The organism is Pseudomonas sp. N2-3-1-14 (genome assembly GCF_041228395.1).
GTDB lineage: Bacteria > Pseudomonadota > Gammaproteobacteria > Pseudomonadales > Pseudomonadaceae > Aquipseudomonas.
This window is the reverse complement of the sequence record NZ_CP166199.1, coordinates 3,539,323-3,552,007: the sequence shown is the minus strand read 5'-3', so window position 1 is coordinate 3,552,007 and position 12,685 is coordinate 3,539,323. Positions and strand designations below refer to the sequence as shown.

Sequence of the window (12,685 nt, the reverse complement as noted above, 5' to 3'; positions counted from 1 at the left end):
AGAGCCTAATGTCCTCTTTTGCTGAAATGATCGAAAACATCACCCCGGACATCTATGAGAGCCTCAAGCTCGCCGTGGAAATCGGCAAGTGGTCCGACGGCCGCAAGCTCACCGCCGAGCAGCGTGAGCTGTCGCTGCAGGCGGTGATCGCCTGGGAAATCCAGAACCTGCCCGAAGAGCAGCGCACCGGCTACATGGGCCCGCAGGAATGCGCATCGAAGTCGGCGCCGGTGCCGAATATCCTGTTCAAGTCGGATGCGATCCATTGATTGAAATTGGTCGCGGTGCAGTCAGCAAAATGTCGGCGCAACTCGGTGAGCCGACCGTTCAATACGCGTTTCGCCTGGGCGATACCGAGGTGCCGGTCAATCCGTTGATCGGCACGCACGTGCGCCTGGAATACCTCGGCGCCATCCATTGCAGCCATTGCGGCCGCAAGACCAAAACCAGTTTCAGCCAGGGTTATTGCTACCCGTGCATGACCAAACTGGCCCAGTGCGACCTGTGCATCATGAGCCCTGAGCGTTGCCATTACGACGCCGGCACCTGCCGTGATCCGGGCTGGGGCGAGCAATTCTGCATGACCGACCACGTGGTTTACCTGGCCAATTCGTCAGGCATCAAAGTCGGCATCACCCGCGCCACCCAGCTGCCGACACGTTGGCTGGACCAGGGCGCCAGCCAGGCGCTGCCGATCATGCGCGTGGCGACCCGCCAGCAATCGGGCTTCGTCGAAGACCTGTTCCGCAGCCAGGTGGCCGACAAGACCAACTGGCGCGCGCTGCTCAAGGGCGATGCGGTGGCGGTGGACCTGGCTGAAGTGCGTGATGCGCTGTTTGCCTCGTGCGCCGAAGGCCTGCTGAGTTTGCAGGAACGCTTTGGCCTGCAGGCCATCCAAACGATTGCCGACATTGAACCGATCGAAATCCGCTACCCGGTCGAGCAGTATCCGACCAAGATCGTCAGCTTCAACCTGGACAAAAACCCGATTGCCGAAGGCACGCTGTTGGGGATCAAGGGCCAATACCTGATCTTCGACACCGGCGTTATCAACATTCGTAAGTACACGGCCTACCAGCTCGCCGTGCATCAGTAAAAGGATGCCACCCATGCGCACCGAACAACCGAAGATGATTTACCTGAAGGACTATCAGGCGCCGGACTACCTGATCGAAGAGACGCACCTGACCTTCGAGTTGTTCGAGGACCACAGCCTGGTCCACGCGCAGCTGGTGATGCGCCGCAACCCCGAGCGTGGTGCGGGCCTGCCGCCGCTGGTGCTCGATGGCCAGCAGCTTGAACTGCTGACCGTCAACCTGGGCGACCGTGAGCTGAGCGAAGCCGACTACCAGTTGACCGACAGCCACCTGACCCTGCACCCGACCCGCGAGACCTTCACGGTCGACACCAGCGTGCGCATCCACCCGGAAACCAACACCGCGCTGGAAGGCCTGTACAAATCCAGCGGCATGTTCTGCACCCAGTGCGAGGCCGAAGGCTTCCGCAAGATCACTTACTACCTCGACCGCCCGGACGTGATGAGCACCTTCACCACCACGGTGATCGCCGAGCAACACAGCTACCCGGTGCTGCTGTCGAACGGCAACCCGATTGCCAGCGGCCCGGGTGAAGACGGGCGCCACTGGGCGACCTGGGAAGACCCGTTCAAGAAACCGGCCTACCTGTTCGCGCTGGTGGCCGGTGATTTGTGGTGCGTCGAAGACACCTTCACCACCATGACCAATCGTGAAGTGGCGCTGCGCATCTACGTCGAGCCGGAAAACATCGACAAATGCCAGCACGCCATGAACAGCCTGAAAAAATCCATGCGCTGGGACGAAGAGACCTACGGCCGCGAGTACGACCTCGACATCTTCATGATCGTGGCGGTCAACGACTTCAACATGGGCGCCATGGAGAACAAGGGCCTCAATATCTTCAACTCCAGCGCCGTGCTGGCGCGCGCCGAAACCGCCACTGACGCCGCGCACCAGCGGGTTGAGGCGATCGTGGCCCACGAATACTTCCACAACTGGTCGGGCAACCGCGTGACCTGCCGCGACTGGTTCCAGCTGTCGTTGAAGGAAGGCTTCACGGTGTTCCGTGATTCCGGCTTCTCCGCCGACATGAACTCGGCCACGGTCAAGCGCATCCAGGATGTGGCGTACCTGCGCACTCACCAGTTCGCTGAAGACGCAGGCCCCATGGCCCATGCCGTGCGCCCGGACAGCTTCATCGAAATCTCCAACTTCTACACCCTGACCGTGTACGAAAAGGGCTCGGAAGTGGTCGGCATGATCCACACCTTGCTCGGCGCTGAAGGCTTCCGTAAGGGCAGTGACCTCTATTTCGAGCGCCACGACGGCCAGGCCGTGACGTGCGACGACTTCATCAAGGCCATGGAAGACGCCAATGGCGCGGACCTGACCCAGTTCAAACGCTGGTACAGCCAGGCCGGTACACCGCGTCTGGCGGTGAGCGAGTCCTACGATGCCGCTGCCAAGACCTACAGCCTGACCTTCCGTCAAAGCTGCCCGCAAACCCCGGACAAGGTTGAAAAACTGCCGTTCGTGATCCCTGTGGCGCTGGGCCTGCTGGACGCCAAGGGCGCCGGTATTGCCTTGCGCCTGGCCGGTGAGGCCAGCGCTGGCGCTACGTCCCGAGTGATTTCGGTGACCGAAGCCGAGCAGACCTTCACCTTCGTCGATATCGCCGAACAGCCGCTGCCGTCGTTGCTGCGCGGCTTCTCGGCGCCGGTGAAACTGAGCTTCCCGTACAACCGCGACCAGCTGATGTTCCTGATGCAGCACGACAGCGACGGGTTCAATCGCTGGGATGCCGGCCAGCAACTGTCGGTGCAAGTGTTGCAGGAGCTGATCGGACAGCATCAAGCGGGTCAGCCGCTGAAGCTGGATCAACGCCTGATCGACGCGCTGCGCACGGTGTTGAGCGATGAAAGCCTGGACCAGGCGATGGTCGCCGAGATGCTCTCGCCGCCAAGCGAAGCCTACCTGACTGAAATCAGTGAAGTGGCGGATGTGGACGCGATTCACGCCGCCCGTGAGTATGCGCGCAAGCAACTGGCCGACAACCTCTACGAATCGCTGTGGCTGCGCTACCAGGCGAACCGCGAGCTGTCCAAGCAGACACCTTACGTGGCCGCGGCCGAGCACTTTGCCCGTCGCGCCCTGCAGAACATTGCGCTGTCGTACCTGATGCTCAGCGGCCAGCAGGAAGTGCTGGCGGCGACGCTGGACCAGTTCGACACCAGCGACAACATGACGGAGCGCCTGACGGCGCTGGCGGTGCTGGTCAACTCGCCGTTTGAGGCGGAAAAGGCGCAGGCGTTGGCGGTGTTTGCCGAGAACTTCAAGGACAACCCGCTGGTCATGGACCAATGGTTCAGTGTGCAGGCCGGCAGTACCTTGCCGGGCGGCCTGGCGCGCGTCAGGGCATTGATGGAGCACCCGGCGTTCAACATCAAGAACCCGAACAAGGTGCGGGCGCTGGTCGGCGCGTTTGCCGGGCAGAACCTGATCAACTTCCACGCCGCCGATGGCTCGGGCTATCGTTTCCTGGCCGATTTGGTGATCCAGTTGAACGGGTTCAACCCGCAGATCGCTTCGCGCCAGTTGGCGCCGTTGACGCGCTGGCGCAAATACGACAGCGCGCGCCAGGCGCTGATGAAGGCGGAACTGGAGCGCATTCGTGCCTCCGGTGAGCTGTCCAGCGACGTATTCGAGGTGGTCAGCAAGAGCCTTGCGTAAGGTCTGCGATTAAAAAAAACGGCCTGAGCAGGCCGTTTTTTTTCGCCTCAGATAACGGGTGGGCGAGGGGTATCCAAGCCGGTGTCGGTAGGGAAACGCTCGGCAATGATTGCGTGCGGAACGCCCAGCGGTAGGGCGCTGGCGCCATCCAGGCGGGTCACTTGTTCGGCCGACAATTGCACGTTCAGCGCACCCAGGGTTGCATCGAGCTGCGCGCGGGTGCGAGAGCCGAGAATCGGGATCAGCGCTGTGGTCGAGCGGCGGGCTTTTTCGCGCAGCCAGGCAATGGCGACGTGGGTTGGGCTGGCGTCGAGTTCGCCGGCGACTGCCAGCAGGGTGTCGAGTACGGCGGTTTCGCGGGCGCTCTTTTCCGAGTGGATCAGCATGCCCAGTTTGTTGGCGCGGTTGTCGTCCTGCGTTTCACGGTATTTGCCGGTGAGGAAACCACCGCCCAACGGCGACCACAGCGTGGCGCCCAGGCCCAACGCTTCGGCCATCGGCAGCAACTCGCGGTCGGCGCTGCGCTCGGCCAGGCTGTATTCCACTTGGACGCCGATGATCGGCGCGAAGCTGCGCACTTCGGCCAACAGATCCGCGCGGGCGATACGCCAGGCGGGAAAGTTGGAGAGGCCGGCGTAGTGGATCTTGCCGGCACGCACCAAGTCATCGAAGCCGCGCAGGATCTCTTCCATCGGCGTGACGTTATCGCTCATGTGCGCCCAGAGCAGGTCGATGCGGTCGGTGTTCAAGCGCTTGAGACTCTCCTCGACGGCACGCACCATGTTTTTGCGGTTGTTACCGAGCTTGAGCGTGCCTTCATCGGACGGCTGAGTGCGCAGGCTGTATTTGGTGGCGACCACCAGGTTGTCGCGCTCGGCGGCGATAAATTCCCCCAGCAGCTTTTCGGCCTGGCCGAACTGGTAGCCGTTGGCGGTATCCAGGAAGTTGCCTCCTGCTTCGAGGTAGCCATCGAAGATCTGCCTGGCTTCGTCGCGCTCGGCGCCATGGCCCCATCCTGTGCCGAAATTACCGGTGCCCAGGGCCAGTTCCGATACCTGCAGGCCGCTGCGGCGACCAAAGACTGTATTGCGCATATAAAGACTCCTGTGGGGTGATTTTTACATGTCTTGAAACATGTATTTAATATGATCCTCGTAATTTATTCGGTCAAGGGGCTTTTTTACTGCTGACGTTTTCTGACAGGAGGCTCTGTTAAGCTTCGGTCTTGTTCCTTTCTCGGTGGGTTTGACGTGTCGCGTACCACACGATTGCTGACCTTGTTGCAGGCCTTGCGGGGCAAGAAACGCCCGGTGACGGCCGCCGTACTGGCGGCGCAACTGGAGGTGTCCGAGCGCACGCTGTATCGCGATATCGCTGAATTGACAGCGCTGGGTGCACCGATTTTTGGCGAGGCCGGAGTAGGGTACGTGTTGCGCAGCGGGCTGTTTCTGCCGCCATTAATGCTGAACGCCGAGGAAACCGAAGCGATCGTGCTGGGCCTGCGTTATGTCGACCAACGTGGCGACGATGTGCTGAGCCGCGCCGCGGCCAATGCGTTGGCGAAAATCGCCGATGTGCTTGATCCCGCCGCCCAGGAAGCATTACGCAACCCCACGCTGTTGCCCGGCCCTCCGGGGTTCGGTTACCCGGAAAATCGCGTGCCGCTGAATGTGTTTCGCGAGGCGATCCGCAACCAGGCCAAGCTGCAAATCGATTACGCCGACGCCAGCCAAACCCAGAGCCAGCGCCTGATCTGGCCGCTGGCCCTGGGTTTTCTCAATGACGTGCGCGTGATTGTGGCGTGGTGCGAGTTGCGCGGCGCTTATCGCACCTTTCGCACTGACCGAGTGGCCGCGGCCGAGGCTCAGGGTGATCGCTACCCTGGCCGACGCAGTGACCTGTTGCGAGCCTGGCGCAAGCTGATGGAGCAGAACGAGTCCGCGCCGTTTACTCCTGACAAAAACTGACACAACCCTGGCTTAGCATGGCGTCATAAATCATTAAAAAGGAGCTGCGCCATGTCCATTCCTGAGTTGGCACCCGCGATTGTGGCCTACATCGCCGCGACCAATACTCGCAACACCTCAAGCATTGCCGAGTGTTTTGCCGACGATGCCAATGTGTTTGATGAGGGTGAGCATCAAGTCGGCACCGCCGCGATTGCGCGCTGGATGGAAGACACCGGGCGTCGTTATCAGCCTCGGGTTGAAGTGCTGAACGTGCAGCATCGCACCGGCAAAGTGTTGGTCAGCAATGTAGTTTCCGGTAATTTCCCCGGCAGCCCGCTGGAGCTGCGCTATACCTTTCGACTGAACGAGCAGGGCAAGATTTCGCGGCTGGATATCTCTGTGTAAGTCATACTGACGCGCATGACTTTCGACTCGCCTCTCGCCGCTTATCAATACGCCACTACCCAGCCCGGTTTCGTGCCAGACGAGGCCCAGCGCCGAGCGGTTGAAGCCCTGCAACACTGCCACGAAGCCCTGCACCAGGGCCGCTCGCCAGTGACCGGTGTTTACCTATGGGGGCCGGTGGGGCGGGGCAAGACCTGGTTGATGGACCAGTTCTATCAAAGCTTGCGGGTGCCAGCACGCCGTCAGCATTTTCATCATTTCATGGGGTGGGTGCATCAGCGTCTGTTTCAACTCACGGGTATCCAGGACCCTCTGCAGGCGTTAGCCCGCGAGCTGAGTCAGCAAGTGCGCGTGCTGTGTTTTGACGAACTGTTCGTCAATGACATTGGCGATGCGATCATTCTCGGCCGTTTGTTCCAGGTCATGTTTGATCAGGGTGTGGTGATGGTCAGCACGTCCAATCAGCCGCCCGATCAGCTCTACGCCGACGGCTTCAACCGCGAGCGGTTTGTGCCAGGCATCGAGGCGATCAAACAGCACATGCAGGTGGTAGCGGTAGACGGTGGCGAAGATCATCGTTTGCATCCTGGCGTGGGGCTGCAGCGCTACTGGGTGAACCAGCCGGATGCGCTCGCGACGCTGTTCAAGCAATTAAGCGCAGGGCAGGCGGTGCGCAGCGGGCCAATCAGTGTCGGCTTGCGCTCGATTGTGGCGGTGCAATCCTGCGACACGGTGCTCTGGTGTCGTTACGCCGAGCTGTGCGAGCGGCCGCTGGCCGCCATGGACTTCATGCTGCTGTGTGATCGCTTCACGGCCATCCTGTTGGGTGACGTCCCCTGCTTGAGCGCGCAACAACGCCCGGCCCGAATCGCCCGTGGCACCGAAGACGCAGCCCAACGTGTGGTGGCCGGTGACCGCGAGCTGCCGCAGTTGTCGGTGCACGATGACAGTGTGCGACGTTTTATCGCCCTGGTGGACGAGTGCTATGACCGCAAGGTGCCCTTGTATATCCAAGCCCAGGTGCCGCTGGAAAGCCTCTACACCGAAGGCTACCTGGAGTTTCCGTTCCGCCGCACGCTCAGTCGCTTGCAGGAGATGCAACTGCAGCGCTTCGGGACCTAGGAGTCTTTTCGCGCACGGCGCGTCATCGAGGAAGCAAATGGACATCCCAGACACGCTGGTGCTGCAAGCCAGCTACACCAATGCGGTGCACGCCGACGCCTGGGCCTGAGTCAGAAAATGCTGCGAAAGGTCAGGGAAATCGCCCGGCAGCGTGGTTGCTGCAAGATCACCCTTGAAGTGCTCGAGGGTAATGACGTGGCACAGGCGGCGTATCGCAAGTTTGGTTTTGATGAATCGGATCTTTGATCCGGCACAGGGGCGCAGGCTGTTGTGGAACAAAGCGCTTTGATAAATAACGTGCAAAAAAAAGGCGCCATTAAATGGCGCCAAGTTAACCTTTGCCAACGGAGCGGGATGGCATAGGGCAATGCGGATTAACTAAGTATTAAATCAGCTGTTGGGTTGCGGCTCTTCACTGGATTGTTCAGCCGTGTGGGTCTTTACACTCTTGCCATCGGCAATCGCTGTTTGGTCTGTGGTGCCATGAGTCTTCTGTTGCATGAAGGTGAAGTTGTTATAGAACTCCTTCGATCGCTCTGAACCGCCTTCTGCAAAGGCGGCTGCGGAAGTCAGGGTCATCAGGCTGGCAAGCATCAAGGTCGAAAGTTTCATAAGAGGTATCCCCATTAAGTGTGATCGGTATCCGCCTCGTCCGTGATCAGATTCATGGGGCGATTGTGGGGCGATCTTATTAAGTGGAAATTAACGGCTTGGGGCCCCAAAGTTAACGATTTTGTTAACTTCGGGTCAGCGATTTAAAGCTTCCAGTCCAGCGCAAGCGTGACGGATCGCGGGTCGCCCCAATACACGCCATTATAAAAGCCGACACGTTCGTAATACTTTTTATCAAATAGATTGTTAATGTTAAGCGACGCTGAAACATGTTCGTCAAATTGGTAGCGCGACATCAGGTTGACCACGGTGTAGGCCTGTTGGGTGATTTTGGTGCTCTCGGTGTTCAGGTAGCCGTTCTCGTCGCGGCCGCCTGTTGGTCGGTCAGCGAAATCGTAAAAATCGCTCTGCCAATTAACCGCGCCGCCCACCGTCAACCCGCGCCACTCACCCGGCAGGCGATAGGCCGTCGAGATTTTCAGCAGATTGAGCGGCAGGTTGGTGTTGTTGCGCTGCTTGTCACCGTTCGTCGAGTGGGTATAGGTATAGCCCGCAGACAGATTCCAGTCCGGCATGACTTCACCTGACACCTCAACTTCAAAGCCCTGCACCTTGTTGCCTTTGCCGCTGGCGGTGTAGAACTGCTCGCTGCTGACCGGGTCCGGCGCGGCGTTGCTGTCCAGTTCGGCCACGTTATCCTGGGTGCTCCAGAAATACGCCGTCGCCAGGTTCAGGCGTTCGTTCAACAGGCTGCCTTTGAGGCCTATTTCATAGTTGCTGCCCACCACCGGCTCCAAATACTTCTTGCTGGAATCCCGCGCGGTTTGCGGGTTGAAAATATCGGTGTAGCTGGCGTACACGGTGTATTCGGGTGTGAGGTCGTAAAGCAGGCCAGCGTAAGGCGTCCACATGTCGTTGTGGGTCTGGCGGGTTTTAGTGGATTGGGTCAGTTGGTTATCGGTGTTGTATTCAGGTGAGACGCTTTCGATTTCCCAACTGCCATAGCGGCTGCCCAATACGGCATGCAGCCGGTCGGTCAGGCTCAGGCGTGTGGCGAGGTAACCCGCCTTCTGTTTTCGGCTGCTGTGTTCGCCCTTGAGGCCAGTGGTGCGGTCCGGGAACTTGGCGATGCCACTCATGTGTCGCCAATCTTTGATGTCCGTGTAGCCCTGCTGATTATTGACGCGCTGAAAAGGCGCCGTATCGCGCTGTTCGGATTCGCCATACCCGACCATCAATTCATGCTCGCGCCCCAGCAGTGAATAAGAACCGGCGATATTCAAATCCACCACGTCCATTTTCGATGTGCCGACCATCTGGTTGGTCCAGGCCGTCATGCCGCTGCCATCCGGATTGGGGAAGCCGGCGCCGCCGTAATACACCTTGCCGTCCGTGTCGCTTTGGCGATGGGTGTAGGCAGCTTTCAGGTGCCAGTCTGCAGACAGCTTATGCTCGATGGAGGCAAAGGTGGTTTTGTCTTTGAGCGGCCAGGAGCTCCAGTCGGTCGCCAGGTTGGCGGAGCGCGACAGCCGAGCCTTGCTGCCATCGCTGTTCCAATAGGGCAGGGTGCCCCAGGAGCTGCCCTGCACATGCTTGTTCTGGTAGTCCAAACCCACGGCGACAACGGTATTGTCCGTTAGATCGGCTTCGAGGATGCCGTAGCCCACTTCCCGTTGCATCGCATAGCTGTCGCGAAAGGACTGGCTGTCACGGTACGCCAGCACGGTGCGGCCACGCAGTCGCCCGTCAAACGCCAGTGGGCCGCCTACATCGATATAACTGTAATAGTTGTCATGGCTGGCACCGCTGACGCCGGTTTTGGCTTGCCACTCTGTGGTGGGGCGCTTGCGGATCATGTTCACGGTGGCAGAAGGGTCGCCCGCCCCGGTCGTCAGGCCGGTGGCGCCGCGCACAACCTCGATGCGGTCGTAGATGATGGTGTCGGCGTCGGACTTCATGCGGCCAAAGGTATTGAGCATGCCGTCGATCTGGAAGTTACTGATCGAGTAGCCGCGGGAGGAGTAACTCGCCCGGTCCGAATCCAGGTGCTGCACCGTAACGCCGGTGGTCTGGCGCAAGGCATCGGTGAGGGTATTGAGATTGAAGTCATCCATCTGCTGGCGGCTGATCACCGAAATGGATTGCGGGGTTTCCTTGATGGACAGGTTCAGCTTGGTGGCGGTGCTCATCGAGCCGGTGGTGTAAGCCCCGGTGTGCTCGGTGGTGGTGCCCAGGCCTTCGGCGGTAATGCTGGTCGCACCCAGTTCATAGGCTCTGATCGGCGGGTGTTCGGGGTCGGTATCAGCCATCAGGTCCGGGCTGGCAACGGCGCCGAACAGGCCAAAGGTGAGGGTCATGGAACGGGTAAAAGGCGCGAACATCACAGCAGACTCCTTGTCGTCTTTGATGCCACCCCGGAAAGGGAAGGCATGGCTCAAAGACGAAAGGAGCGGGGCAACTTTAGGCTCAAACGAGAATGATTGTTATCTTTGTGTTACAAAGCCGGTGACTACTTGACCACCACTTCGGCGGCATCGACCTTCTTCGGCTTGATCAAGCTGAAATCGATAAGGCCTTTTTTCTGGCCTATATACGGGTCGCCAATCATCCGCGGGCGCGCCTTGAAGCTGTCATTGACCAGGCTTTTGCTGCGGTCCCATTCATCAAAGCTCAGCCCGGCCATGTCCGCCCAGGTGTGAATCAGTTGCGAGCTGCTGTAAGGGCGTTGCAGGTCGCTGGCGAAACTCCAGTCGTGGGTTTCGCGCCACTTCGGCGAGGCGTACGCCATGAACGGAATGGTGTACATCGGTGCCGTCGGCTTGCCTTCGTTGCGCCCCAGCGTGCCGTGGCCGGCCGAGTCGAATACGTCTTCGCCGTGGTCCGACAGGTACAGCAGGAAGCCGTTGGGGTCGGTCTTGGCGTAGTCCTTGATCAGGCTCGACACCACGAAGTCGTTGTAAAGCACCGCGTTGTCGTAGCTGTTGTAGGTCGGCAACTGTTGGTCGCTGATGCCTGGCGGTACGCCCTGACGATCGGTGAATTTGTCAAAGGTCGGCGGATAACGGTACTGGTAGCTCATGTGGGTGCCCAGCAGGTGCACCACGATGAACTTACGCTCGGTGGGGTCGGCCAGGGCCTTGGCGAACGGTGCAAGCACGTCGCCGTCGTACTGGCGGGCGTTCTGGTTGCGGTTGTTATTGAGGTACACCTGCTCGTCAGCCTGTTCGGAAAAGGTCGTGAGCATGGTGTTGCGCTTGGTCATCGTCTGCTGGTTGGTGATCCAGTAGGTTTTGTAGCCAGCCTGTTTCATCACGCTGACAATCGACGGTGTCTTGAGGTACAGGTCAGGGTTTTCTTCGTCGGCGAAGGTCAGCACCTGTTGCAGCGCTTCAATCGTGTAGGGGCGCGGCGTGATGACGTTATCGAAGACCGCCAGTTGGTCGCGCAGCTTGTCCAGTTCCGGCGTGGTATTGCGCGGGTAGCCGTAAAGGCTCATGCGCTGGCGGTTGGTGGACTCACCGATTACCAGTACCAGGGTCGACGGCTGGCCGGCCATGCTGTCCTTGAGGTTCTTCAAGGGCGGGATCTGGCTGGCACTCGTGAGCATGCCTTGCATGCTGTTCAGCTGCTCGGTGTAGCGGCGATAGGCGACGATCATCTGCCACGGCACGGCAGGCTCTACCCGCGACTCGAAGCCATCGATGGCCAGTTCCATGGTGGGGTTGGTTGCAATCTGTTTCACCAACGGATAACCGACCACCGCCAGGACAATCGCGGTGGCCGCGAGAATCGACTGACCGCGCGGCAGGTAAACCGGGCGCAGGCGGGTCCACAGGAAGATCGCCAGGGCAGTGTGGGCAATGAACGCCAGCACGATCCACCAGGCAAAGTATTGAGTGGCGTATTCGCCAGCTTCAGAGATGTTCGACTCGAACATGATGAAGATGACGCTTTGGGAAAATTCCTGCTGGTAAATGAAGAAATAACCCAGGCTGGCCATGGAGCAGGCCCACAGCACAACGCCGATCAAGGCGGCGAGCAGGCGCGTACGGCGCGGGAACAGCAGCATGGGCGCGAGCCAGAACGCACTCAGGAAGAAGGCTTGGCGAAATCCGCTGAAGCCGGAAGTGCCGGTCAGCTGGATCAGCAGTTGGGTAATACCCGAGAAATACCAGAAAAACAGAAACAACCAGCCAAGGCCGGCCCAATCAAAGCCTTTCGCAGACTTCGTGCTGCGTTTGAACATCGCCATCCAGCGCTCCAACCCGATAATTGCCAGTTGCCGCGCAGGAATACGCGCAGCAGAGGGCTACCGCATGTGGGTGGCCCTATTCGGCGGGAGTATCGGGAGGAGGATGTGAAAACTTCGTGAGTTATTCCTGAACGCTTCGTTCAGCCCACGTTCAGCAAAGTGCGGGCTGAGGCCCGGACGTTTGATTGATTTGCGCCTGAAGGTGTGAGCGCAAGCGCAGGACTTCCTGCTGCAGCTGATCGCGCTCGTCTTTCAACTGGCGCAGTTCGTCGCGACGGACGGTGACATAGAGGGTCTGTGGCGGGCGGATCGTCTGTGCTGTGCTCATTGCTTACCTCGCAAATAGCCGGTAGATCGCGGTGCCGGAACGCTTAATCGAGGTCCTCGGCAACAGTCGCAGCGATTCTGAATTCTTTTTCGAATCAATGGAACTTTTTTATTTTTGATGGTCGCTGTGACTTTTGCGGCCGTGATGCTGAAATGATGGCCTTTTTTTGTCATGAAACTACAAGGATCCGCTCTGGACTAACCCTCATTAGCCTCATTGCGCTATAAACTATGTCACACATTTATTTAGC

At 59.4% G+C, this 12,685-nt stretch carries 11 protein-coding genes and 1 pseudogene; 7 read left to right on the top strand and 5 right to left on the bottom strand.

Features of this window, described 5'->3' with window-relative positions:
* The first annotated feature begins 8 nt into the window (after nt 1-8).
* The 3 genes from AB5I78_RS16330 to pepN are packed head-to-tail and all read left to right on the top strand — an operon-like array spanning nt 9 to nt 3,767.
* Nucleotides 9-269 (top strand): YeaC family protein, encoded by a 261-nt coding sequence (locus tag AB5I78_RS16330; RefSeq protein ID WP_017138108.1) that lies wholly within the window; start codon nt 9-11, stop codon nt 267-269.
* Nucleotides 266-1,096: a DUF2797 domain-containing protein gene (locus AB5I78_RS16325; RefSeq protein WP_369303285.1), complete on the top strand. Its 831-nt coding sequence runs from the start codon at nt 266-268 to the stop codon at nt 1,094-1,096. The genes AB5I78_RS16330 and AB5I78_RS16325 overlap by 4 nt, the downstream gene beginning before the upstream one ends.
* A gap of 13 nt (nt 1,097-1,109) precedes the next feature.
* Complete coding sequence (pepN, locus tag AB5I78_RS16320) at nt 1,110-3,767, top strand: aminopeptidase N (RefSeq protein WP_369303286.1); 2,658 nt, start codon at nt 1,110-1,112, stop codon at nt 3,765-3,767.
* 47 nt (nt 3,768-3,814) lie between these two features.
* Here pepN and AB5I78_RS16315 read toward each other — a convergent pair whose 3' ends face one another.
* The gene (locus AB5I78_RS16315) at nt 3,815-4,861 is read right to left on the bottom strand and encodes an aldo/keto reductase (RefSeq protein WP_369303287.1); all 1,047 of its coding nucleotides are present in this window, start codon (nt 4,859-4,861) and stop codon (nt 3,815-3,817) included.
* A gap of 156 nt (nt 4,862-5,017) precedes the next feature.
* On the opposite strand from AB5I78_RS16315, the gene AB5I78_RS16310 reads away from it, so the two are divergent.
* From AB5I78_RS16310 to AB5I78_RS16295, 4 genes and pseudogenes are all read left to right on the top strand, one after another.
* Nucleotides 5,018-5,734, top strand: a complete 717-nt coding sequence (locus AB5I78_RS16310) for a YafY family protein (protein WP_145165712.1) — start codon at nt 5,018-5,020, stop codon at nt 5,732-5,734.
* A gap of 51 nt (nt 5,735-5,785) precedes the next feature.
* Nucleotides 5,786-6,121: a nuclear transport factor 2 family protein gene (locus AB5I78_RS16305; RefSeq protein ID WP_242198348.1), complete on the top strand. Its 336-nt coding sequence runs from the start codon at nt 5,786-5,788 to the stop codon at nt 6,119-6,121.
* Between the two features lie 15 nt (nt 6,122-6,136).
* A complete protein-coding gene (gene zapE / locus AB5I78_RS16300) occupies nt 6,137-7,243 on the top strand; it encodes a cell division protein ZapE (RefSeq protein ID WP_369303288.1) in 1,107 nt (368 codons plus the stop codon).
* A gap of 93 nt (nt 7,244-7,336) precedes the next feature.
* A pseudogene (locus AB5I78_RS16295) lies at nt 7,337-7,532 on the top strand (GNAT family N-acetyltransferase); the annotation flags it as partial.
* A gap of 101 nt (nt 7,533-7,633) precedes the next feature.
* On the opposite strand, the gene AB5I78_RS16290 reads toward AB5I78_RS16295, so the two are convergent.
* From AB5I78_RS16290 to AB5I78_RS16275, 4 genes are all read right to left on the bottom strand, one after another.
* Nucleotides 7,634-7,855 (bottom strand): hypothetical protein, encoded by a 222-nt coding sequence (locus tag AB5I78_RS16290; RefSeq protein ID WP_262206120.1) that lies wholly within the window; start codon nt 7,853-7,855, stop codon nt 7,634-7,636.
* Nucleotides 7,856-7,998: 143 nt separating this feature from the next.
* Nucleotides 7,999-10,236, bottom strand: a complete 2,238-nt coding sequence (locus tag AB5I78_RS16285; protein WP_369303289.1) for a TonB-dependent siderophore receptor — start codon at nt 10,234-10,236, stop codon at nt 7,999-8,001.
* 128 nt (nt 10,237-10,364) lie between these two features.
* Nucleotides 10,365-12,107 carry a phosphoethanolamine transferase CptA gene (locus tag AB5I78_RS16280; protein ID WP_124417718.1) on the bottom strand — a complete coding sequence of 581 codons (1,743 nt, stop codon included), beginning with the start codon at nt 12,105-12,107 and terminating at the stop codon, nt 10,365-10,367.
* A gap of 151 nt (nt 12,108-12,258) precedes the next feature.
* Complete coding sequence (locus tag AB5I78_RS16275) at nt 12,259-12,435, bottom strand: DUF6026 family protein (protein ID WP_164487944.1); 177 nt, start codon at nt 12,433-12,435, stop codon at nt 12,259-12,261.
* Between the last annotated feature and the right edge of the window lie 250 nt (nt 12,436-12,685).

Bases quoted from the DNA above. Each gene is read 5' to 3' on its own strand.
- AB5I78_RS16290 (WP_262206120.1), bottom strand. From the start codon at position 7,855: ATGAAACTTTCGACCTTGATGCTTGCCAGCCTGATGACCCTGACTTCC.
- pepN (WP_369303286.1), top strand. From the start codon at position 1,110: ATGCGCACCGAACAACCGAAGATGATTTACCTGAAGGACTATCAGGCG.
- AB5I78_RS16280 (WP_124417718.1), bottom strand. From the start codon at position 12,107: ATGGCGATGTTCAAACGCAGCACGAAGTCTGCGAAAGGCTTTGATTGG.
- zapE (WP_369303288.1), top strand. From the start codon at position 6,137: ATGACTTTCGACTCGCCTCTCGCCGCTTATCAATACGCCACTACCCAG.
- AB5I78_RS16285 (WP_369303289.1), bottom strand. From the start codon at position 10,236: ATGTTCGCGCCTTTTACCCGTTCCATGACCCTCACCTTTGGCCTGTTC.
- AB5I78_RS16315 (WP_369303287.1), bottom strand. From the start codon at position 4,861: ATGCGCAATACAGTCTTTGGTCGCCGCAGCGGCCTGCAGGTATCGGAA.
- AB5I78_RS16330 (WP_017138108.1), top strand. From the start codon at position 9: ATGTCCTCTTTTGCTGAAATGATCGAAAACATCACCCCGGACATCTAT.
- AB5I78_RS16275 (WP_164487944.1), bottom strand. From the start codon at position 12,435: ATGAGCACAGCACAGACGATCCGCCCGCCACAGACCCTCTATGTCACC.
- AB5I78_RS16305 (WP_242198348.1), top strand. From the start codon at position 5,786: ATGTCCATTCCTGAGTTGGCACCCGCGATTGTGGCCTACATCGCCGCG.